The sequence below is a fragment of the Methanoculleus sp. UBA374 genome (genome assembly GCA_002508705.1).
GTDB lineage: Archaea > Halobacteriota > Methanomicrobia > Methanomicrobiales > Methanoculleaceae > Methanoculleus > Methanoculleus palmolei.
On the sequence record DAYL01000032.1, the window covers coordinates 60407 to 83045 of the forward strand.

At 60.6% G+C, this 22639-nt stretch carries 23 protein-coding genes and 2 tRNA genes; 5 read left to right on the top strand and 20 right to left on the bottom strand.

Features of this window, described 5'->3' with window-relative positions:
* Positions 1-17: 17 nt before the first annotated feature.
* From rpoB to BRA42_RS10665, 4 genes are all read right to left on the bottom strand, one after another.
* A complete protein-coding gene (rpoB, locus tag BRA42_RS10650) occupies positions 18-1832 on the bottom strand; it encodes a DNA-directed RNA polymerase subunit B (protein WP_342770863.1) in 1815 nt (604 codons plus the stop codon).
* Positions 1829-3370: a DNA-directed RNA polymerase subunit B'' gene (locus BRA42_RS10655; protein WP_292410700.1), complete on the bottom strand. Its 1542-nt coding sequence runs from the start codon at positions 3368-3370 to the stop codon at positions 1829-1831. The genes rpoB and BRA42_RS10655 overlap by 4 nt, the downstream gene beginning before the upstream one ends.
* A 43-nt stretch (positions 3371-3413) precedes the next feature.
* Positions 3414-3665, bottom strand: a complete 252-nt coding sequence (locus tag BRA42_RS10660; RefSeq protein ID WP_292410703.1) for a DNA-directed RNA polymerase subunit H — start codon at positions 3663-3665, stop codon at positions 3414-3416.
* A gap of 76 nt (positions 3666-3741) precedes the next feature.
* Positions 3742-3815, bottom strand: a tRNA-Lys gene (locus BRA42_RS10665).
* Between the two features lie 193 nt (positions 3816-4008).
* Between BRA42_RS10665 and BRA42_RS10670 the strand changes: the two genes are divergently transcribed.
* A complete protein-coding gene (locus tag BRA42_RS10670) occupies positions 4009-4440 on the top strand; it encodes a phosphate-starvation-inducible PsiE family protein (RefSeq protein ID WP_292410705.1) in 432 nt (143 codons plus the stop codon).
* Positions 4441-4519: 79 nt separating this feature from the next.
* Here the strand turns inward: BRA42_RS10670 and BRA42_RS10675 are convergent, their stop codons facing one another.
* Positions 4520-5155, bottom strand: a complete 636-nt coding sequence (locus BRA42_RS10675; RefSeq protein WP_292410707.1) for a response regulator — start codon at positions 5153-5155, stop codon at positions 4520-4522.
* Positions 5155-5532: a roadblock/LC7 domain-containing protein gene (locus tag BRA42_RS10680; protein ID WP_292410709.1), complete on the bottom strand. Its 378-nt coding sequence runs from the start codon at positions 5530-5532 to the stop codon at positions 5155-5157. The genes BRA42_RS10675 and BRA42_RS10680 overlap by 1 nt, the downstream gene beginning before the upstream one ends.
* Positions 5533-5914: 382 nt before the next feature.
* On the opposite strand from BRA42_RS10680, the gene minD reads away from it, so the two are divergent.
* The 4 genes from minD to BRA42_RS10700 all read left to right on the top strand — a co-directional run bounded on the left by minD (position 5915) and on the right by BRA42_RS10700 (position 7932).
* Positions 5915-6700, top strand: a complete 786-nt coding sequence (minD, locus tag BRA42_RS10685) for a cell division ATPase MinD (RefSeq protein WP_292410711.1) — start codon at positions 5915-5917, stop codon at positions 6698-6700.
* Complete coding sequence (locus BRA42_RS10690) at positions 6697-6897, top strand: hypothetical protein (protein ID WP_292410713.1); 201 nt, start codon at positions 6697-6699, stop codon at positions 6895-6897. Before minD ends, BRA42_RS10690 begins: the two co-directional genes overlap by 4 nt.
* A 63-nt stretch (positions 6898-6960) precedes the next feature.
* A tRNA-Pro gene (locus BRA42_RS10695) sits at positions 6961-7034 on the top strand.
* Between the two features lie 40 nt (positions 7035-7074).
* Positions 7075-7932, top strand: a complete 858-nt coding sequence (locus tag BRA42_RS10700; RefSeq protein WP_342771214.1) for a damage-control phosphatase ARMT1 family protein — start codon at positions 7075-7077, stop codon at positions 7930-7932.
* A gap of 533 nt (positions 7933-8465) precedes the next feature.
* Here BRA42_RS10700 and BRA42_RS10705 read toward each other — a convergent pair.
* From BRA42_RS10705 to BRA42_RS10770, 14 genes are all read right to left on the bottom strand, one after another.
* Complete coding sequence (locus BRA42_RS10705) at positions 8466-9680, bottom strand: phosphoglycerate kinase (RefSeq protein ID WP_292410717.1); 1215 nt, start codon at positions 9678-9680, stop codon at positions 8466-8468.
* 20 nt (positions 9681-9700) lie between these two features.
* Positions 9701-10327, bottom strand: coding sequence for a V-type ATP synthase subunit D (locus BRA42_RS10710; protein WP_292410719.1), 627 nt, complete (start codon positions 10325-10327; stop codon positions 9701-9703).
* Between the two features lie 6 nt (positions 10328-10333).
* Entirely contained in the window at positions 10334-11719 is a 1386-nt protein-coding gene (locus BRA42_RS10715) for an ATP synthase subunit B (protein WP_292410721.1), read from the bottom strand.
* Between the two features lie 2 nt (positions 11720-11721).
* Positions 11722-13476: an ATP synthase subunit A gene (locus tag BRA42_RS10720; RefSeq protein ID WP_292410722.1), complete on the bottom strand. Its 1755-nt coding sequence runs from the start codon at positions 13474-13476 to the stop codon at positions 11722-11724.
* Positions 13476-13778, bottom strand: coding sequence for a V-type ATP synthase subunit F (locus tag BRA42_RS10725; protein WP_292410724.1), 303 nt, complete (start codon positions 13776-13778; stop codon positions 13476-13478). Before BRA42_RS10725 ends, BRA42_RS10720 begins: the two co-directional genes overlap by 1 nt.
* A 2-nt stretch (positions 13779-13780) precedes the next feature.
* Positions 13781-14836: a V-type ATP synthase subunit C gene (locus tag BRA42_RS10730; RefSeq protein ID WP_292410725.1), complete on the bottom strand. Its 1056-nt coding sequence runs from the start codon at positions 14834-14836 to the stop codon at positions 13781-13783.
* Between the two features lie 13 nt (positions 14837-14849).
* Positions 14850-15428 carry a V-type ATP synthase subunit E family protein gene (locus BRA42_RS10735; RefSeq protein WP_292410727.1) on the bottom strand — a complete coding sequence of 193 codons (579 nt, stop codon included), beginning with the start codon at positions 15426-15428 and terminating at the stop codon, positions 14850-14852.
* Between the two features lie 11 nt (positions 15429-15439).
* Positions 15440-15688, bottom strand: a complete 249-nt coding sequence (locus BRA42_RS10740; RefSeq protein ID WP_292410729.1) for an ATPase — start codon at positions 15686-15688, stop codon at positions 15440-15442.
* A 4-nt stretch (positions 15689-15692) separates the two neighbouring features.
* Positions 15693-17657: a V-type ATP synthase subunit I gene (locus BRA42_RS10745; RefSeq protein WP_292410731.1), complete on the bottom strand. Its 1965-nt coding sequence runs from the start codon at positions 17655-17657 to the stop codon at positions 15693-15695.
* Positions 17644-17997: an ATPase gene (locus BRA42_RS10750; protein ID WP_394339234.1), complete on the bottom strand. Its 354-nt coding sequence runs from the start codon at positions 17995-17997 to the stop codon at positions 17644-17646. The genes BRA42_RS10745 and BRA42_RS10750 overlap by 14 nt, the downstream gene beginning before the upstream one ends.
* Before the next feature lie 27 nt (positions 17998-18024).
* Positions 18025-18561: an alpha/beta hydrolase gene (locus BRA42_RS10755; protein ID WP_292410733.1), complete on the bottom strand. Its 537-nt coding sequence runs from the start codon at positions 18559-18561 to the stop codon at positions 18025-18027.
* A complete protein-coding gene (locus BRA42_RS10760) occupies positions 18545-18697 on the bottom strand; it encodes a hydrogenase maturation nickel metallochaperone HypA (protein WP_248534680.1) in 153 nt (50 codons plus the stop codon). Before BRA42_RS10760 ends, BRA42_RS10755 begins: the two co-directional genes overlap by 17 nt.
* Before the next feature lie 145 nt (positions 18698-18842).
* On the bottom strand, positions 18843-20738 hold the full coding sequence (locus BRA42_RS10765; RefSeq protein WP_342770860.1) for a type II secretion system F family protein: 1896 nt from the start codon (positions 20736-20738) through the stop codon (positions 18843-18845).
* Positions 20738-22372, bottom strand: a complete 1635-nt coding sequence (locus BRA42_RS10770; protein ID WP_342686157.1) for a type II/IV secretion system ATPase subunit — start codon at positions 22370-22372, stop codon at positions 20738-20740. Before BRA42_RS10770 ends, BRA42_RS10765 begins: the two co-directional genes overlap by 1 nt.
* Positions 22373-22639 lie beyond the last annotated feature (267 nt).

Genomic DNA, 22639 nt, shown 5'->3' on the forward strand with positions numbered 1-22639 from the left:
AAACTGCCCCCTTGTCGTTACACCATATCGTCGAGTCTCAGGCGGGGAGCAATGCCCATGCTCTTCATCTCATCGAGGAGGAGTTTGAAAGCGTAACTCATCTCGACGGGGTAGATGTCGGTTTCGCTGCCGCAGGCAAGACACCGCGTGACCTTTCTCTTCCGGTCGAGCATCGCCACCATGCCGCACTTCGCACAGACCCACTGGGTCACCTTATCTGACTCGTCGAGCAGCCGCTCTTTTAAGGCCATGGCCGCACCGTGACCGATCATCACATCCCGCTCCATCTCACCGAACCGGAGACCGCCCTCACGGGCACGCCCTTCGGTCGGCTGGCGGGTGAGCACCTGCACGGGGCCGCGCGACCGCGCATGCATCTTGCTCGATACCATGTGGTAGAGTTTCTGGTAGTAAATGACACCCATGTAGATGTCGGCGTCGAACTGCCGGCCGGTTATGCCGTCGTACATCACTTCGCGGCCGTTGTGGGAGAAACCGAGTTCCTTGAGCGAATGCCGAAGGTCGGCCTCGCGTTCGCCGCGGAACGCCGTCGCATCGATCCGGCGGCCCTCGAGGGAGCCGACCTTGCCGCCCAGCATCTCGAGCATATGCCCGATGGTCATACGGCTCGGGACTGCATGGGGGTTGATGATCAGGTCGGGCGTCATGCCCGACTCGGTGAACGGCATGTCCGCCGAAGGCTGGATGAGCCCGATGACACCCTTCTGACCGTGCCGGGACGCGAACTTGTCGCCGATCTCCGGTATCCGGAGGTCCCGGGTCCGGACCTTTACGAGGCGCGAGGAGTTCTCGCCCTCCGTGATGATGACGGTATCCACGATACCGTGTTCGTTGCTCCGCATCGTGACCGAAGTGTCGCGCCGTTTCTCGACGGAGATCAACTCGCTTGTCGGTTCCTCAAGGAACCTCGGCGGAGAGGTCTTTCCGATCAGCACATCCTTCTCGCGGACGACCGTCTCGGGGTTGATGACGCCGTCGACATCGAGGTTCGCGTAGTACTCGGCACCGTGCGCGCCGGAGACTTCTTCGTCCGGGATCTCGATCCGGTCGACCTGGCCGCCGGGGTAGCGCCGCTCCTCGCCGTCGTAGGTGCGGAAGAAGTGCGAGCGCCCGAGGCCCCGGTCGATGGAAGCCTGATTCATGATCAGAGCGTCTTCAATGTTGAAGCCTTCATACGAGATGATCGCAACGACGAAATTCTGGCCCGCAGGCCGTTCGTCGGAGCCGATCACGTCGGAGGTCTGGGTATAGGTGAGCGGCTTCTGGACATAGTGGAGCAGGTGCCCCCGGGTATCGGGGCGGAGCTTCATGTTTGCCGCCCCGAACCCGAGCGCCTGCTTGACCATCCCGGCACCCATGGTGACCCGGGGACTTGCGTTGTGCTCGGGGAAGGGGACGTGCGCCGCACCGATCCCGAGGATGAGCGAGGGGTCGATCTCGAGATGCGTATGCTCGGGGGTAAGGTCCTCTTCGTTGATGGCGATGTAGAGGTCTTCCTCCTCCTCGGCGTCGACAAACTCAATCGCGCCCTTGTGAACGAGATCCACAAAAGCCATCTCACCGTTTCGGAGCTGCTCGATGTCGTCTTCGGTCACCTGCGGCCTGCCGTCGCGCACCACGATCAATGGGCGGCGCGCCCTTCCGCGATCGGTGTGAATGATGACATCGTTGTTGAACTCCTTGTAGGAGACATTGACCTCGCCGGAGATCTCGCCGTGTCGACGCATATCGCGCATCCGGGCGACAAGGTCACGGGGGTCGTCCACAAGCCCGATCAGGGCTCCGTCGACGAAGACACGCGACTGCCTCATGCCGTCTCCCTCCGGAGGGCAATGACGCCTATATCATAGAGAATATTCTTCACTTCCTCTTCATCGATGACGCCCTTACTGATCTCGACCATCTGGGCGAAGTTCTTTACCAGACCACAATTCGGACCCTCAGGGGTCTCGCTCGGACAGATCCGGCCCCACTGAGTCGGATGCAGGTCACGGGCCTCGAAGTGCGGCTGCGAACGGGAGAGCGGGGAGATCACGCGCCGGAGGTGCGAGAGCACCGCCATGTGGTCTACCCGGTCCAGGAGCTGCGAGACGCCGGTGCGCCCGCCCACCCAGTTGCCGGTGGCAAGCGGGTGCAGCAGCCGTTCGGTCAGAACGTCCGCGCGCACGGCGGTGCCGATCGAGAGGTCGCGGTGACGCATGCTGGCCCGTTCGAGTTGATACTTCACGTCTCTTGTCAGGCGGTTTAACGAGATCCGGAAGAGGTCTTCCATAAGGTCGCCGGCAAGTTTCAGCCGTTTATTCGAGTAGTGGTCCTTATCGTCGATCCGGCGCCGGTCAAGCACCAGGTCGAAACAGGCTTCGGCCATCCGGCCGAGGAAATGCGCTTTTGCGAGGCGGACACCCTCGACCGCCGCGCGGTATCCGGGGTCCTCCTCTTTCAAGCCCACCGGCATCAGGTAGTTTAAGTGCGGGAGGAGGTAGTTATCGAGGACGAACTCCGCCCGTTTGCGCTGGTAGTCGCGGGTCTGGTTCGGGGCGAGTTTCTTCCCGACGTACATGACGCCGTCGTCGACCGTGTCGCACTCGCTCTCCTCCAGGTTCTGCATCATGAAGGTGAGGATCTCCTCGTCGGTGGAGACCGCCTCCACGATGTCGTGGTCGCCCTGGAGCCCCAGCGCCCGCATCAGGTCGACGAAGCGAAGGTGCCCGGCGACCGAGGGGAACGAGACCTCAAGCAGGTTCTTCCTGTTGCGCTCGACGATCACAAGCGCACGGTAACCCCGGAACTGCGAAAAGACCTTTGCGACGTAGATCCGCTCGTTGTAGCGCTCGGTAAACTCGGTCATGATCTTGTTCGAGGCAAGGTCCTCAAGCGTCATCAGCACCCGCTCCGTACCGTTGACGATGAAGTAACCGCCGGGATCGAGGGGATCTTCACCGTGCTCGGTTCGCTCGGCGTCGCTCATGTTGTAGAGGTTGCAGGCGGCCGAGCCCACCATCACCGGCAGCTGCCCGATGGTGGTGACGATCGGGTCCGATCGAACGTCGCCCTGGACGAGCGTCATCGCAAGTTGAATGGGTGCCGCATACGTGAGGTTCCGGAGGCGCGCCTCACTCGGAAAGAGCTCGGACTGCGAGCCGTCTGCCTCACGGACAAGCGGCTTTTTCACCTCAATCTTACCCAGCTCAACCCATACGGCCTCTTTACCTTTACCACGGGTCTCGATATCGGTCTCGATAACACGCTGTTCATCGACGACCTTCTGGAGGTTGTGCAGAAGAAAGTAGTTGTAAGAATCTAACTGGTGACGTGCTACGTGTTCCCGTGAAAAGTATGCTCTCGACAAAACACTTCTATCTAACAGATGGATCAGCTCCCGGCCTAATGTATTATTTCTTCGGTCTCTTCACGACGAGGCGATACGCCTCGGCTCTGCCCGCCGTACGACTTTCACGGGTAATCCGGATGACGTTCCCGACATCGGCCCCGATAGCTTTTACTGCAGGATCGTCGTGATAAATTTTAGGCAGTTGTTCTAAGGAGATATGGTACGTCGCAAGGAGGTCCGAAACCTCCGCTTCACCCATAATCTGATGGTCCGGAACCATCTCATGTTTGAGTACGTCAAGTGGTGTGCCCATCGCCTTACACCCCACCGACGAAAAAGTTGCGTATCAGATGCATCACCTTAAAATCCATAGACATCGCCCATGGCAACGGGCCCAAGGGGATTTGAACCCCCGACCACCTGGTTAAAAGCCAGGCGCTCTACCTAACTGAGCTATAGACCCCGCGCGTACTTGCCATCCAGCATTATTACAATGCAAGAATAGTATAAATAACTTACTTCCAGGCGTATCATATAATTCGCAGTCCAACGATATAAACTTTTCAATTCTCTATCCCCGCGAGACCAACCGGAACGTTTAATGCCCCCCCGATAGCCTGTTCATAGGTATATCTTACCGGAGCAAGGGTGTCCGCATGAATCCCTATAAAGACCATGCCGATACGGTCACATCCGCCATATCATGGGTATCTCAGGGCATATACCTGCTCATCGCCGTCTCACTCTCTCTGCTTGCGATCATCTCGTTCTACGACGTCGCCCTGCAGATAGTAGCGCTTGTCCATACCGAAGACATGACCGCGGGCGTGCTCCGGGTTCTGCACGCGCTCCTCCTGACCCTCATCATCGTCGAGATCCTGGAGACGGTAACGGCGTACTTCAGGACCAATCGGGTGCAGGTGACACCGATCCTGATCGCGGGCATCACCGCGATGGTGCGGCGGGTACTGACCTTCGGGGTCGAGTCCGTCGCGCCCCTCGATATCGGCATGACGCTTGCTGCAATCCTCGTCCTGACAATCGCGATCATCTACATCGGGCGGCAGGAGCGCGAAAACAGTTATTAAAAACGGCATTCTCCTGGCAGGAAAAGGCCGACGCGCCGCTCTAAGAAAGGGTTTCCCGGGAGCGGGAAGATAAACGCGATCACCGGGCCTCCAGGAGATCCGCAAACCTGATCCTGACCTGGTTCAGGCGCTCTTCCTGGAGTTTGATGCTTGCCGCCATGCTCTTTATGGCCCGCGTGATGTCCTCGCCGATTCCCGTCCGGGCATCCTTGATGCTGTAGGTCGTTTCCAGAATCTTCAGGAGGCGTTTGTTGATATCGACGCTCCGCGAGAGGCGCTCATACTCATCGACGAGTTGGGGGTCGACGCCGGCCTTGCGCGCCCGCTCGATATCGGCGGCGATGGAGTGTCGACGTGCCAGCACACGTTCGATGGCCTCGTAGAGCTGGTGGTGGGTTGTGGGTTTGAGAATGTAGTCCTCGATATAGGGCCCGTATTCGTTGGCCTCCTCGGGGGTGAGGGGCTTTGCGGTCAGCATGAGCACAGGGATGTCGCGCGTCTCGGGATCGGCCTTGATTCTCTCGAGCGTCTCCCAGCCGTCCATCGGCTCCATCATAATATCCAGAAGGACCAGATCCGGCGGAGCCGTTTTCATGACCTTCAGGCACTCCTCACCACTAAACGCGGTGACTGGCCGATAGCCACCACGCTCCAGCATGGTACTGAAAACGTCGACAATCATGGGGCTGTCGTCGACGATAAGTATCGTATACATTATGCCACCTCTCCAAACCTGACCGCAAGTTCCGATAACCGTCTCTGTACTGTAGGGAGATCTGCAGACTTATGTATTACCGCTGCGATCAGAGCGGCCTCCCCCGCACTCACGATGAAGATAGTAGCGTCGGCCGCGGCGACGGTAACGGAGGATGGCCGCCGAACATGAACGCTGCCGCACGCTGCATCTGCCGACGCAAGAACCGTCGCACACATGACCGCAAAGAGGGGCGACGACTGTTCATCTTCCCGGAAGTGCCTGCCTAGAACCGTACCCTCACTGGATACAAGAGCGCAGGAAACGACACCGGCGACGGACCGAACCTCATTGATACATCTTTGGGCGTTTTCTACAATGGAAAGCTGATGATTCATACAGGTAACCCCAGGCACATCACATGTATATCTGCATTGCACAATATATGAATATCGAATCTTTCTTGCCTTCGAATTGCCTTTTTCCTGGATTTCACTGCAATTACAAGGGTATTCCTGCCGCAGAGCGCAGGATATACACGCTATCGCAGCACCCTATAGAGCCCGGAGCCGATCCGCAGGTACTCCCGCCCGCAAGCGGCGTTCGCCTGCAGATCGACTCCGGGAGAAGACCGCGCCGACCCCGTAACCATATAACCGGAGATATGCCCCAGAAAGGATATCATACGGCGTTAAAAGTGTATTTGAGTCTCCCCAGGGGGAGGGCAAAACAAATAAGATTAAATATAACGGCTGCTATTTATCCTTGAGACGGTTTTAGATGATCAGGGCTTACACCATCGCCTCAGGAAAGGGCGGGACCGGTAAGACGACCGTCACCGCGAACCTGGGAACGGCACTGGCCCAGTACGGTAGAGAGACCTGCGTCGTCGATACAGATATGGGTATGGCCAACCTGGGGCTGGTGCTGGGGCTCACGGAGACACCGGTCACGCTCCACGAAGTCCTCGCGGGGAAGGCATCGATTCAGGATGCGATGTACGAGGGCCCGTACGGTCTCAAGATCGTGCCGAGCGGCCTGTCGCTCCAGGGGTTCCAGAACGCCGACCCGCAGAAGCTCAAAGATGTGATGTGCGACCTTACCGACGCTTGCGACTTCCTATTCTTCGACGCGCCCGCCGGCATCGGCGCGGACGGGGTCATACCGCTCACCGTTGCGGACGAAGTGCTGCTGGTCGTAAATCCCGAGATATCCTCGCTCGTGGATGCCCTGAAGATCAAGATCCTGACGGAAATGATCGACGGCGCCGTCGGAGGAGCCATCCTCAACCGGGCGACCCTGGAGAACAGCGACGTGAGCAGGGGAAAGATCGAGAAGACTCTCGGCGTGTCGATCATCGATACGATCCCCGAGGACGTGAACATACGAAGAGCTGCAGCGGCGAGGACACCGGTCATCGTCGGGTCCCCCGGATCCGAATCGTCAAAAGCATTCCGAAGAATTGCAGCTCGTCTTGTGGGGTTCCCCGCTGAGGAGGAGCCCGAAAAGGTACAAGAAGGCTTTATCGAGCGGCTTGCCCGCGCACTTTTCAGGAGAGAAACATGATGGACATCAATGCAATCATGATAGTCCTGCTCTCGGTGATCATCATCTGTCTGCTGTTTATCATGTACATTATGTACGTGCGTATTCAGCAGCTTCTCGCCGAGGTCAACGCACTGACAGGCAGGATGGAGATTACCGGCAGCGAACTGGAACAGTTGACACGAAGCGTTGAGGAGTACAAGAGAACGCGGGGCTAAGGGTCGGATCACGCCCCGCCGGAAGAGAAGATATATGTGCAATTCGAGCATATACTAGAGGGAGGGGCCATAGGGTAGCCTGGCCATCCTAGGAGACTGGGGGTCTTCTGACCTGCGTTCAAATCGCAGTGGCCCCATCATACCATTTTTCCCGTATCAGGTTCCAGTACCTGTAGCATGAGATTTCAGGGGAACTGCACGGATTGTCTGATTTCCCGGGTAGAATATGAAAGCCGGCTCGCGGTCGACGATCCTGCGCGCGTGCGAAAGACCGTCGAGGCGTGCCGGGCCCTTCTCCAGCGCATCGCCGCCGACCCGGTGCCCGCACCGGTCATCGCAAGCAGGGTGCACCGCCTCGCCTACGAGATGATCGGCGACGCCGACCCCTACCGGTCCCTGAAGAGGGCCAACAACGAAGACGCGGCGGCGGTCTCTCTGGCGGTGCGCGGCAGCCTCTCGACGTTCCGCGACCTCGTCCTTGCATCGGTCGTCGGCAACACGCTGGACTACGGCTCCTCGGCTCACACCGTCACCGACAACTTCGTCGAGTTCTTTCGTCGGGAGTTTGCGGCGGGGCTGACCGTCGACGATACCGATGCGATCGAAACCCTCGCCTCCCGGGTGGTCTACCTCACCGACAACTGCGGGGAGATCGTCTTTGACGCCCTCCTTGCCGACCGCCTCAAGAAGAACGGGTCGCACGTCACGGTTGCCGTCCGGGGCGCACCGATCTTAAACGATGCGACCCTTGAGGATGCAACGGCGCTCGGCCTCGACCAGCGGGTGGACCTGCTCACCACCACCACCGACGGCGTCGCCGAACTCGGCCTCAACCGGGAACTCGCCCCGCCGGCCCTCGTCGACGCACTCGACCGCGCGACGCTCGTCATCTCAAAGGGCATGGCAAACTACGAGTCGCTCTCCGATGACCGCGACCTTCCTCCCGTAGCCTACCTGATGTCGGTCAAGTGCGGCCCGATCGGGGCGGACCTCGGGCTACCCGTCGGCTCCAGGGTCGCCCTCCTCCGCGAGTAGCCGGCCCCGGGTTCCGGCGGAGGCCCCGGCATCCTTGTCCGGCAATCACAGCAATATAAGGATGACGGTGGCAGTTATCGGGGTATAACGCTCCCTTTTGCATGACGACGCGTTCAATGACGCCGGATAGCGATTCGACAAGCATATTGTTTGAAATATTCTTTGGAAATTATTATATCATCCAAATATAGATACAGGTGTGGGGAAAACCACACCCGACGACCATCAGTCACTCATTCATTACCAGTCAGCAATCACCACAACCGTCCACACCTCCCAAGACCAGGGGCACAACGGGTTCGGTCGGGATACGGCCCGAAGACAGGGCCGTTCCACCAGCATTCCAGCGACCACAAGTGAGATTACACCGGCCCATGAAACCTCCGGGTGTGGTCCCCGCCTCATTTTTCGCGGTCACTGAGAACCGCAGCCATTGCCACGCGGTGCCCTTCTCCTATCAAGCACCGACGGCATAGGCAAGATCTCCCGCCGAAAAAAGGGAAACTCAGGGAAAAGAGGAGCGAGGGTGCGCCTCACCAGAAGATCTTACGGGACATCTCCAGCGCCTCGATGGCGGGCATCTTCTTCCCGGTCAGGAACTCGATTGCCGCCCCGCCGCCGGTGGAGATGTGCGTGAACCGGTCTTCGATGCCGAGCCGCTCGATGGCCGCGCCGGAGTGTCCGCCGCCCACCACCGAGAATTCCACGGTAGAAGCGGCCTTCAGGAGTTCGAACGTGCCGACGGCGAACGATTCCTCCTCAAAGAGCCCGGCCGGCCCGTTCACCACAACCGTTCCCGACCCCGTTATCTCCTTTGAGAGGCGGGCGATAGACTCGCTCCCGATATCCAGCACCTGAGCGTCCTCAGGAACGGCGTCCACCGGGTACTCGACGCGCCTGTCGTCTTCACGGACGGCGACCGAGTCCGGCAGAAAGAGACGGTCCCGGTAGGTCGAAAGGAGGTCTCGGGCCTTCTCGATCTCGTCGCGGTAACCGAGCTGGTCGATCAACTGGGCCGATGGGCGCCCGATCTCGTGGCCTGCCGCAAGCAGGAAGACATTGCCGACCACACCGACCACGATCACGTGGTCGGCGGTGCCCCGCTCGAGAACGTTCCGTGCGACCGCGATCGAGTCGTCCACCTTCGTCCCCCCGAGGACGAAGGTGACCGGGCGCGGCGCACCGGTGAAAACTCTTGAAAGGTTCGCAACCTCCTTCTCCATCAGGAGGCCGGCCACCGACGGGAGCACAAGCGGCAGCCCCACGATCGACGGCTGCGACCGGTGCGCCGTGCCGAAGGCGTCGTTGACGTAGAAGTCGGCCATCGACGCCAGTTTTCGGACAAGAAGGGTCTTCTTCGCTGCGTCGGGTTTTAAGGTCAGGTTCTCCTCGGCGGCGAACCGGAGGTTCTCGAGCATCAGGACGTCCCCGCGCTCCGCGTTCCTGATCGCTTCCCGGGCGCACCGCCCGAAGATGTCGTCGACGTAGGTCACCGGACGGCCGAGGAGCCGCTCCAGTTTAGCCGCATGCGCTTCAAGCGTCGTATAGTCCTTTTTGCCGGGCCTGCTCTGGTGCGTGAGGACGACGAGCCGCGCGTCCTCAAGTGCCTGCACCGTCGGCAGATGCTCACGGAACCTTTTGTCGTCCAGGATCTGGTTTGACGAGGGATCGATGGGTGAGTTGAAATCCACCCGCAGCATCACCGTCCCCGTCAACGTCCCCACATCTGCAAGCGTACCGATCCCCACCGGATATCACCTAACCCCGATCAGGCGCTCCTTGCCTTAACCCTTTTCAGGCGGAAGAGCTCCTCACGCTCCATCTCATCGAGCCGCATCTTGATAAAGTCTCTGGCCTCAGTGAGCTCGGGGATCACCTTGAACTCAAGCGCGTTCACGCGCCGCTTGGTGCCCTCGATCTCATCGAGCAGCCGCTTCATGGTCGTCTCGATCTCAGCAGCCTCGATGACGGCTTCAAGCAGGTCCTCGAACGCCTCCGCGGTCTCGTCGATGACGGCCGAGGTGCCGAGCATCCCGTAGCCGCGGTCGAGCACGCCCTTCCGGACGGACGACGCCTGGATCTCCGGGACGACGACGCCCATGATGTTCTTGCTCTTGACGGAGATTGCGGGGATGTCCGCCGTCGAGAAGGCGGCTGCTTTCACCCCGATCGCACCTTCGACCGTCTCGGCGAGGGCGATCATCTCCATCGCGTGGCGATAGCGCTCCATCAGTGCGCCGCGGCTCTCTTTTGCCTGCTTGAGCACCTTGAAGAACTCCAGGATCAGCCCATCGCGCTTCATCTTTAAGATGTTGTAGCCGCGCTCCGAGAGCTTGATCCGCCGCTTGACGTTGATCAGCTCCGACCGGGTCGGCTTGATATCCTGCAGCGCCATGGACACTTACTCCTGGGCCTTCTTCCGGTACTTCGGGTGATACTTCTGGATCAGTTCGCGGTCGATGCGCACGAGCTGCTCTTCGGGGAGCGTCGCGAGGAGTTCCCAGCCGAGGTCGAGCGTCTCCTCGATCGACCGGTCTTCGTAGAGGCCCTGCCTGACGAACCGGTCCTCAAAGAGGTCGGCGAACTCAAGGAACATCCGGTCGCGCTCCGAGAGCGCGTCTTTCCCGACGATGGCGACAAGCCCGCGAAGGTCGTTACCCTCCGCGTAGGCCGCATAGAGCTGGTCCGAGACCTTCTTGTGGTCTTCGCGGGTGTGCCCCTTCCCGATACCGAGGTTCATCAGACGGGAGAGCGAGGGCAGCACGTTGATCGGAGGGTAGATACCCTTTCGGTGCAGGTCACGGCTGACCACGATCTGCCCTTCGGTGATGTAGCCGGTCAGGTCCGGGATCGGGTGCGTGATATCGTCGCCCGGCATCGTCAGGATCGGGATCTGGGTCACCGAGCCCTTGACGCCCTTGATGATGCCTGCACGCTCGTAGATGCTGGCGAGGTCCGTGTACATGTACCCCGGATAGCCGCGCCGGCCGGGTACCTCTTCACGGGCCGCGCCGATCTGGCGGAGCGCCTCGCAGTAGTTGGTCATATCCGTCAGGATGACCAGCACATGGTAGCCGAGGTCGAACGCCAGGTACTCGGCGGTGGTGAGCGCGAGACGCGGCGTGATGATCCGCTCGACCGCCGGGTCGTCCGCGAGGTTTAAGAAGACGACCGCCCGCTCAAGAGCGCCCGTCTTCTCGAAGTCGGCCATGAAGTAGTTGGCCTCTTCCCGGGTGATGCCCATGGCCGCAAAGACCACGGCGAACTCTTCCGTCGAGCCGGGCACCTTTGCCTGCCGGGCGATCTGGAGCGCCACATCGTTGTGGGGGAGACCCGATGCCGAGAAGATCGGGAGTTTCTGACCTCGGACCAGGGTGTTCGTCCCGTCGATCGTCGAGATACCCGTCTGGATGAAATCCGCGGGAGACGAACGGGCGTAGGGGTTGATGGCCGCACCGGTGGTCTCGAGCCGCTTTTCCGGCACGATCTCCGGGCCGCCGTCGATCGGCTTGCCGCCGCCGGAGAGGATACGACCGAGCATATCCCTTCCCACCGGCATCTTGATCGTCTCGCCGGTGAAGCGGATGCCCGAGTCCCTGCCGATGCCCGCGGTGGTCTCGAAGACCTGAACGACCACGATCTCGTCGCTCGTGTCCAGCACCTGGCCGCGCTTGACCGTACCGTCGGCGGTCACGATGTTAACGAGTTCGCTGTAGCCCACCGGCTCCGTCTTCTCGACGAAGACCAGGGGGCCGGCAATCTGTGAAATCGTCCTGTACTCCTTCATGGTCACGCCGCCCTCAACGCATCGAATTCAGATTCCATGTCTTTCATGATCGCATCGAGCATGGGCTCGTAGTCCCGGGTGAACTTGATCTGCGGGAGCTCGTTCTTGCTCTTCACGCTGATGACCTGCTGCGGGGTCGCTCCGCCCGCCTGGGCGGTACGGGCAAGGTCGGCGTAGTGCTTGATCGCCCGCATCATGTCGTACTGCTTGGTCATCGAGCAGTAGGTGTCCACGGGATCGTAGGCGTTCTGCTGCAGGAAGATCTCACGGAGCATCCTCGCCACCTCGATGGTGACCTGCTCCTCGTCGGGCAGGGCGTCGGAACCGACCAGCTGGACGATCTCCTGGAGCTCGGCTTCCTTCTGGAGGACGCCCATCGCCCAGGACCGGAGCGTGTTCCACTCGGGCGAGACCTCGCGGTCGTACCACTCGCTGAGCGAATCGAGGTAGAGCGAGTAGGAGTTCAGCCAGTTGATGGCCGGGAAGTGCCGGCGCTGGGAGAGCTTTGCGTCCAGTGCCCAGAAGACCTTGACGATACGCAGGGTGTTCTGGGTGACCGGCTCCGAGAAGTCGCCGCCGGGCGGCGATACCGCGCCGATGACCGAGACCGAACCGCTCGTGCCGTTTGTGTTCACCACGCGGCCGGCCCGTTCGTAGAACTCCGAGAGGCGGGCCGCAAGGTATGCAGGATACCCTTCCTCGCCGGGCATCTCTTCAAGACGGCTCGAGATCTCACGCATGGCTTCGGCCCACCGGGAGGTGGAATCCGCCATCAGGGAGACGTCGTAGCCCATGTCCCGGAAGTACTCGGCGATCGTGATCCCCGTGTACACGGATGCCTCACGGGCGGCCACAGGCATGTTCGAGGTGTTTGCAATCAAAACCGTCCGCTCCATCAGCGGCCGGCCGGTCTTCGGGTCCTCAAGCGCCGGGAACTCGGTCAGCACCTCGGTCATCTCGTTTCCGCGTTCGCCGCAGCCGATATAGACGACGATCTCGGCATCGGACCACTTCGCGAGCTGCTGCTGGGTGACCGTCTTGCCGCTCCCGAACGGTCCGGGGATGGCCGCCGTTCCGCCTTTAGCGATAGGGAAGAGGCCGTCCAGGATTCGCTGGCCGGTGACCAGCGGGACGTCCGGGTTCAACTTCTCCTTCACGGGACGGGGCACACGGACCGGCCAGCGCTGGAGCATGGTGACCTCGGTGCCGTCCTCGAAGGTGCAGATGGTCTCATCCACCGTGAAAGTACCGCCCGAGATCTTCTTGATCTTGCCGCCCTTCGACCGGGGCGGGACCATGACCTTATGGACGATGTTCGTCTCCTGGACCGTGCCGAGGATATCCCCGGCCCGGACCTCGTCGCCGGCCTTCACCACGGGTACGAACTCCCACTTCTTCTCGTGGGAGAGGCCCGGGGCCGATACGCCGCGCTCGATGAAGTTGCCCATCTTGTTCACGAGCACCTCGAGCGGCCGCTGGATCCCGTCGTAGATACTGGTCAGCAGCCCGGGCCCGAGCTCCACCGAGAGCGATAGGCCGGTATTCTCCACCGGCTCGCCGGGCCTGATGCCGGCGGTATCTTCGTAGACCTGGATGATGATGTTCTCACCCTGGATCTTGATGACCTCCCCCATCAGTGCTTCATTGCCGACCTTCACCACGTCGTACATGTGTGCGTCGAGACCGACGGCAGTGACGACCGGCCCTGAAATCCGTTTCAGGACTCCCTGAGTCCTGTTTCCTTTTGCTTTTTCCATTACTTCCACAGATCAACACCCACCGATCTCTTGATTCTCTCTCTCATCGACAGGCCGCCCGCCTCTCCGCCAATCGCGATCACCGTCGGCTTGACGGAGTTTTCAAGGGTGGTGCGAAGCCGCAGAGGGATCCGCTCCATGTCGCTGCCCTTCAGTACGAGGATGCCGACATCTCTGTCATCCAGCACCTGGTTGATGTACTCGACCAGCCGCTCGTCGGTCTCGGCCGTATAGGTCTTTCTTACACCTGCAAGCCGAAAACCGAGGATGAATTCACCGGTACCGACAACTGCGATCTCCATTTCTACATCACCAGGTAGCCCTGTAACCGCTCACCGGGGAGGCCGGCTTCCTTGCCCCGGGCGAGGGCGCGAAGGTTCGCGACCTCGTATTTCTTCTCCTCCAGGTAGACGAGGACCGGGAGGATCGAGAACGGATACCGTTTCGACATCCGCTCCATCTGCTCAAGCTGGACCCGGGTCAATGCAACCTCGATCTCGTGGATGGCACTCTTGTCCCGGACCCCTTCGAGCGCATTCAAGAGCGGGACCATCTTCACCTGCCGCTTAAGAGCGTCGATGAACTCGTCCCGGTTCTCGATCCCCGAGAGCCGCTGCAGTTCCTCCACCGAGAACGAGCCGCCGGGAAGCATCAGTTCCCGGACATCCTCATGAACGTGCCCCGCCCGGAGGCGGAAGAGGTTCTGGATGTTCCGGATATCGATCTCGAGCTCGATGTACTTCAGGAATATATCCCCGCCCTTCACGCCCGCTTTCGCGTCGGCGATGAGCCGGGCATAATACCCTTTGTAGAGTTCGTTCTCCAGATGGGCAAACGACCCGGTCTCCGTCGCGCGGGGAAGTTCCCTCTCGATGACGGGATAGAACCGCTCGCCCCTGAGCGCCTCGGCGACCCTCTCCGGCGACTCTTCGGCGAGAAGACGATCGAGAGCGACCTTGTCAAGCCCGCCGGCCGGAACCAGGACCTCCTTGATCTTGCCCGGCTGCATCCCCTGCAGCTTACCGCGCAGGATCGTGACGACGTTCTGGATATCCCAGCGGCGCAGATAACTGACGGTAAAGTGCTTCAGGTCTCCCGGGACAAGTTCCAGGATGCTCTGATATTCTTTCGCGAGGTTCCAGCTCAGGGCCACCTCGACAAGGTTGATACCGGAGAAGGAGGTGCCGAGTTCATCGATCTCGGACCGGTAATTGGTCTCGCCGATGAACCGGGTGATCTCAGGCAGGCTCATATTCAGCATGCGGAGATAATCCTCGCGCGGTATCAGCAGCGATTTACGCACCCGCATGCGGGTGCAGGCGTAAATGTACTGGGCCGATCCGCTACTTACTCCTGCCATTTATGAACCCTCCTCATGTAAACAGGATATCTGACGCATCCTTCAGGTCGGACTCCCAGACTTCGTCCAGGAACGTGCGGTAACTGTAATCGATCTGCAGTTCGCCGTCGTTGCTCTCGACGATGACGCCTCCGGCAATCTCGACCGGGTCGCCCACGGTATAGCCGGAGAGCGTCCTTTGCCGGGAGATAATCGCCTCGACCATAGGAAGGTCCCGCTCGTTCGCATGGACGACGCCCTTCTTGATCACCTTCGCCGCTCTTTTCAACAACTCGGTGAGCGCCTTCTCCTGGAATTCGGCCGGCAGCGAACCGACAGCGGCGAGCGAGGCCGAATAGACCTGGTCAAGGAGCGTCTTCTGGGCGTTTAAGACCTGTCGTTTGACGACGAGGTTCGCCGCAGAGGTCTCCTGGTTGATGATGTGGGTGGCCGCCCGGTCCGCTTCCTCCTGTGCCGACACCTTGATCCCGGCAGCACGTTCCTGTGCGTCCCGGAGGATCGCGTCGACTTCGGCCCGGGTCTCCGCCCGGGTCGCCTCGACCTCTTTTCGCCCTTTCTCCCGGATCTCGTTGACGACTGCTTCGAGTCCCATGGTTCACTCCATCAGAACAGAAGCAGCAGTGCAACCACAAGACCAAAGATGACGATGGTTTCCGGAATCACAGTGAAGAGCAGCGCAAGACCAAACATATCCCTGTTCTCTGCGGTCGCACCGACGGCCGCCGCACCGATGCCCATCTCAGCAAGGCCGGTACCGACGCCGGTGAGACCCACTGCGAGACCTGCGCCGACTGCGCTCATTCCTGCCTGCGATGCCTGTACCATTTCAAGAGTTGTGCCAACATCTACCATTTTCTTATTCCTCCGTAAACTTGGGTTTCATACCGAATGGGTTGTACTTTTTGCCTCCACCTTTGTAGAACTTGGTGAAGAACTCAACATAATGAAGACGAATCGAATGCAGACCGCCGCCGAGGAGGCCGAGTGCCGTGTTCAGCACGTGCCCCAGCAGGAAGACGAGAATGCCGACAATAATGAGGACCACGCCGACCGGCGTGATTGCTGCAAGCTGGGGCTCGATCATCATCCCGATCGCGATGTAGTTGACCACCATTGCGATTGCGACCGAGGATAAGCCCACCGCCGTCAAACGGGCGTACGACAGCACGTGACTGACGATCGTCGGAAGTTCGACGATCTCGAGCGGGTTCTCCTGCGCGATCCCGATGACGCCGGCCACTAAGAGGACGATCCCCGCCACAGCGGAGACGTTGAATCCCATGGCGACAACGGGCAGACCCGTCAGGTCGGGCATCAGCGGGATGGGGAAGAACGCCCAGATCAGAAGCAGGATGCCCCACATGACCCCGAGCCAGCCGAGGTTGGAGATCATCGCCTTTGTCGCGTGTTTGCCGTGATAAAGGCTCCGTGCGTTGCGAACGCCGATAAGGCGCCCGAGCGTGATGTGCAGGATACCGATCCAGATCGCAACGATCATCAGTTCGACAACCTGAGGCCCGTGACCGCTCGCGGCTCCCCCGATGTTGAGGTGCCGGGAGAAGATCACCGGCGCCCACGGGAGCGAGAACCCGAAGAACTCGCTGTAGAGTACGCCGAAGATGATGCTTGATATGCTTGAAACCCCGAGCACCTTGAGCAGATTTCTTCCTCCTTCGCCCTTCAGGAACTTCCGCAGCCCGAGACTCAGGGCCAGCAGCACGGCGCCGTAGCCCACGTCTCCGAGGATCATCCCGAAGAAGATGGGGAAGACGATGGCCAGCAGCAGCGTCGGGTCAAGCTCGGAGTAGCGCGGCCGCCCGTAGAGGTCCATGAGCAACTGCGACGGTCTGGCGAACGACGGGTTCTCGTACTCCACCGGGACCGCGGTGTCGTCGTCGATCTCCAGGTCTTCGATGTAGATCTTCCCGTCGGTCGCTTTCTCCAGCGCATCCCGGACCCTCTCCGCCCGGTCTTCCGGCACCCACCCTTCGGTAATGAAGGTCTCTTCCGTGGTAGCAAACCGCAACGGGGCTTCCGCCCGCTCTACGTCAGCCGTGAGTAGTTCATCGCATGCTACCAGGAAGCCGGTGTGCTGCTTACAGATACCCGCGATCTTTGCATTGACCGCAGTTACTTCGTCGCTAATCCTCCGGGCTTCTTCTGCATGGGACTCCAGGCGCTCTTTCGGGGAGCCCGTCTCATCGGGAACGGGGATCGCCTGGAAACCGGCATCGAGGAGAAACCGCTCGACCTGCTCGCGGTGTTCGCTCTGCACCACGACGACGATCATGTTGCCGTCCACCTCGCCGGAAAAAAACTTCTCGTTGGGGACGTCGATCTCGACATCGTGTGCGATATGCCCGGTAAAAACGGTAAACTGCGTGTACCCGCGATAGAGTTCCAGGTCAAGGGGGACCACGGTAAACGGTTCGAGTTCCTTTACGCGCTGTTCGTGCTCCTTCTGCCGCGTCTCCAGTCTCGAACGCGTTGAAACGAGGTTTTCCACCTCGTTCTGGATGGCGGGGAGGTCCGTCCGGATCATCGCCCGAACCTTCGATGCGGGGACCTTTTCCCCGACTTCTACGCTCTCCGGGTCTACCCCGCACGCATTCTCGATTGCCCTGACCTTGATCAGCGCCGAAGCCGCATCGCTCGCCCCGGGGAGGGGGTGACCGATCGACAGCGCTTCGTCTGACGCGCTCTCCGGCACAAAGTCTTCGATATGATAGACGTTGTGGCGGTAGAGAACTCTCACGATGGTGTCGATCTCACCCTTCGGGGCCGCGATGAGCAGCCGGCGCATCCGTTCAGGCCTTAGCATGCAGCTGCTCCTTGAACCGTGCGACAATAAAGTCTACAGCTTTTGTAAGGTTCCTTTCGCCCTGCTGTTGCAAGGCATCCGCGCGTGCTTCACCCTCCTTGACGATCCCTGCATACCTGTTCTGCGCCTGGGCCCGCGCCTCGGCAAGACGCTGATTCCTGTATTCTTCGGCATCTTTCTGCGCCTTCTGGATCAGGTTGTCAGCCTCCACCTCGGCATCCGAGAGGCTCTTCTTCCTCCCGGCCTGCGCATCACGGATCATTGCCTGATACTCTTCTTCAGTTTCCCTGATGCTTTTCAGGACATCGGTCTTCATCAAACCCTCCTTCTCACGGCTCATGAATATTTGAGGAAATTGAGCATATATTTATTGTTGTTTGTCTGCGGAGGATTTTTCCGCATCCAGATGCTTCACCACCGCCCCGGGCGGCAGGTTTTTCACCGCAACGCCCCCGGGAATTCCTGCAATCGAGACTCCGGAGAACTCCCCGGACGAGCAGAGCAGGTGCTGTCCGGGATGGGTCCCCCGCCGGATGTCGCAGGCAAGAAGGATCTCCGGGGCGACCGAGACGACCATCGACAACCGTTTCGAGCCGGGATGGTCTTTCGGAAGGACGACGAGCGGGACGTGGTATCGCCGGACCAGTTCAAGCATCATGCGTGCCTGCTCAACGGGGCCGCCTTCCGGCATGGAGACGGCGACCAGGTCGTCGGGGTCGACCGCGAGACAGTACTCGTCGTCCGGGGTCTCAATACAGAGCGGAAACCTTGAGCCGGCCTTCGCAACAAGTAGAAAAGAGCATTCTCCCCGGATGAGGAGAAGTTCGTCGCCGAGGGGCAGGGTCGTCACGCCCGGCCCGGCAGACGACCTCCCGGCAGCGCCGCTTTCAGACTTCTTCGACATCTTCCGACTGGCAGCTCGGGCACATGGGCCGCTTTCCTACGCCCTTGAACCGTTCGCCGCACTCTTTGCAGCGGTAACTCTTGCCCTTCACCCGCTCATTGAACTCGATATCGACGGGTCCACCGACTGTACACATCTGGCATCACCGAAAGAGAGATGGAAGGCAGAGGGTATAAAACCTATTGCGGCACCCCGACACCCGCATGAGGGAGGGTTGGACGATCCGCGGAGGCGCCGGCCCTAGAGAAAGACCGTGAAGACCACGAACGCGATGATGAGCATCACAGCTGCGTGTTTGACGCCCGCCGGAGCGACGCTTCCCCCATCTGCCCGGCGATCAGGCCCGAAAAGAATGCCTGGATGATGCATCCGTGGTAGAGGAGACGCTCGAACGTTATGAGGGGCGTCTTCCCGATAGGCACCGCGCCAGCTCCCGCATCCGCGACCAGGACGCTGACGTCGGCCAGCACGGAGAGGAACTGGAGATCGATAACGGCCACGACGAAGAGGAAGACGATGAAGACCAGATAGACGATAGCGGTGTAGATGAACATTTCGGCCCGCCTCTCGCGCTTGAGGTTCTCCGAGATCGCGGCATCGCGCGCCGCGATGGAGAGCACTTCACTGATATTCCCGGTCATCCGGCTCGCCGTCGTGATCAGGGTCACCGTCCGGGCGATGGTGGGGGTGCGTATCCGCTCCTCGAACCGCACAAGCGCCTCCTGGACGCTGGCGCCCCACTCGATGTCACGCTTGATCTTCCTGATCTCGTAGGTCAGCACCCCGAGGTCCGCCTTTACGAGGAGCACAATGGCCTGCGCGAGCGTCAGGCCCACCTGGTTTATCCCGGAGAGGCGATTCAGGAACTCGGGGATCTCCGCCTCGAGTTCCATCACCCTCTTTTGCCAGAACCAATGGAAGACGCCGAAGGGAATGAGGATGATCAGCAACCCCACGACCAGATGGTCGTCCAGCACATCGATGAGGATTTCAGTGTCGGGGTAGGCCGGAGTCGCGAGGACGGTGAGAGCGACGTACGCGAGCGCAACCGGCACCGTCACGTAAAACGTCCGGTTCGGCTCGACGAGGAACGCCTGGAGGGGATGATGCAGAAACGACCGGATCTTCCTGACCCGGTCGTAACGCTCCAGGCGCTGGAAATGCGGCTCGTCACCGGACCGCTCTTCGACCCGGACATCGTCGAACTCATGGAGCCATTTCATACTGGCATACCGCTCGACCGGCTCGCTTTTGATTGAGATCGCGTCGATAGCAAGGAGGAAGAGGAGTGAACCCAGCGGGACGAGGAGATAGATGACGATCGAAAGTTCCATGAGCGGCGTGCTGCTTATGAAACCCAGGACGACCATGACGATGATGATGAAGAGCGGGCCGGCAACGAAGAGCGTCACGTAGACTTCGGCTGCCATTTGAAGCGTGGAGAGGAAGGTCTTCTGCTCGAATCGGGCATCTTCCTGGTAGATCCGCACCCGCACGTCAAGGAACGCGAGGATGTCTCCCCCGCTCTCGACCACGGAGATAAGGTCCTCGACGAACTCACGCAGTTTCTCCGACGGGGTCGTCTCCTGCAGGTGCCGGAGCGCCGTGATCTGGTCGCAGCCGAAGTAGTCGGCGTCCCGGACGACACGCCGGAACTCGTGGGCCGCTTCACCGTAGACCGCCGGGTTCGCGCTGATCGCCCGGAAGACCTCCATCATCTCCGTCCCTCCCTGGCGCATGGCATACATGTAGGAGACGACGTTGTGGAGCAGCAGGTTGATCCGGGTCGCCCGGCTCTTCTTCAGAATGGACGGGTAGTACAGGAAGAAGATATAGGCCGCATAGGCGGTGAGGACGAAGATGACCGCGCTTGCGGCAACCTGCAGGAGATCGATCCAGGTATCCGTCAGTTCGAACCCCGGCAGACGGATGGCAAACACGTTGTAGACCCCGACGCTCACCCGGGGGAAGACCGCAAGGCGCATCGCGAGGAACGCGAGAACGGCCCAGAGCACGCCGAAGAGCACGGAGACGAGGTATGCCCGGAGGAGGTAGCGGTCGAGCGTCACCCCCATGTTCACCGCAACAAGGTCTTCGTGGAGGCTCCGGTATCGTACGGGGTCGCGCTCCACCCGCCGGCGGACAAAGCGGCGGAGGTGCGCGCCGGCGGGCAGCATCACCGGACCAGCCCGCCGAGGTCGTCAAGGGAGGCGATCACCCGGTCGCGATCAACCGCAAAGATCTGGATGATCCGGGCGACCGCACCGTAGTCTCTGATACCCTGCGCGGCGAGAGCGAGGAGAACGCGGCGCCGGGTTTGCAGTTCCTCTTCGAGCCGGGTCCGGCTCCAGCCGCGGTACTCCATGATTTCGCTGTAGATCCGGGACCGCCCGCTGTAGGAGAAAGTGTCGGGTACGGGGTTGTACTCGAAGACCGTGTTCACCTGGAGGTTGTCGGTGAGCGGGTCGATACCGGCAATCTCGACGATCTCCCGGCAACGCCTGACACGGTCGGGCCCCCGGTGGGTGAGCGCCTGGACGGATATGATGTCGAGCGCCTGGAGCATGTTCCTCGGCACGTTGAGCGGGTCGCTCCCCAGGCGGTGGATGGCTGCATCGACGCCGCCGGCGTGCATGGTGGAGAACGTCGTGTGCCCGGTGTTCATCGCCTGAAAGAGCGTCCGGGCTTCGCTCCCCCGGACTTCTCCGACCAGGATGTACTCGGGACGCTGCCGCATCGCGGCCTTGAGGAGGTCGAACATCCCGATGACGGGAGCGCCGGGCCCCCCGGATACCGTCTCACGCGTGACGCTCGCGACCCAATTCTCGTGATAGAGTGTGATCTCCCGGGTGTCCTCGATGGAGACGACCTTCGCAAGCGGCGGGATGAAGAGGGCGACCGCGTTGAGCGACGTGGTCTTTCCTGACGCGGTGCCGCCGATGAAGAGCAGGTTCCTGTTGTTCTCGATCGCCATCCAGAAGTAGACGAGCTGGTCGACGTCGAAGGTGTTCGTCTCAATCAGCTCCACGGGTGTAAACGGCACCTCGCGGAACTTCCGGATCGTGAACGACGTGCCGCGGGTGGTGATTTCACTGCCGAAGGTGAGTTGCAGCCTCGACCCGTCGGGGAGGGTTGCATCCACGAGCGGGCTTCCGATGGAGATATGCTTCCCCGAACGCTGGGCGAGCGTGATCGCGAGCGAGTTCAGAGCCGGTTCGTCGAACCTGATGTTCGTCTTGATGTTCTGGTGCCTGCGGTGATACAGGAAGAGCGGAACCCCCGCGCCGTCACACGAGATATCCTCGATCAGGGCGTCCTTCATCAGCGCATCGATGCGCGACCAACCGAGGAAGTTGCGCTCGAGGTAGTAGCGGAGCCGGAAAATAGAGGCATCGGGGAGGGCGAGGCCGTACTCCGCGAGGAGTTTCTCCATCTTCCCGGAGAGGACCGTCCGGCGATCAGAAGCCATGGCGTGGTCGTCGAGGATCAGGACGTCGTGGAGGTCGTCGAAGAGCCGTTCCAGGAGTTCGTACTCAAACTCCGAGAGCACCGGCTCGAAGAGGAGGAACTCGACCTGATTCGTCTGTGCATTGCGGGCTATCACGGCGAGGGCAAGGCCCCGGGTGATCCAGTAGCGGTCGATCTCCTCGTAGCCCGCCGGGACCTCCGCTTCCGCGAGGTGGCCGTGTACCATGGGGTCGTACCTGCCCACGGTCGCGCCACCCTTCCGGAAGCGGAGAAGGCGATCCAGAAGATGGACCGAACCGGACCGCTCCCGGGCCGCCGAAGAGCCTTCTCTCTCTGCCGTCATCGCGGCATCCCGGGCTCTCTCAATTGCCGGTCATAGGCTACTTTCCGCATGTTCCGTGACCCATCCCATCCCGGATACAGGCCCCCGCCGCCATTCACCAGCGTTCGGGGTGACGGGCAGCGCACCGGGGGCTGTGCGGGAGACTATGTATATATGTGTGGAGCGGCACCCATGATAAACCTGCTTTTTCAGCAATGGATGCCATTTATTCCTGCGGGACCCTTCGGCAGCATGAGCGAAAAGACTCTGCTCAAGAACGGGACGTTC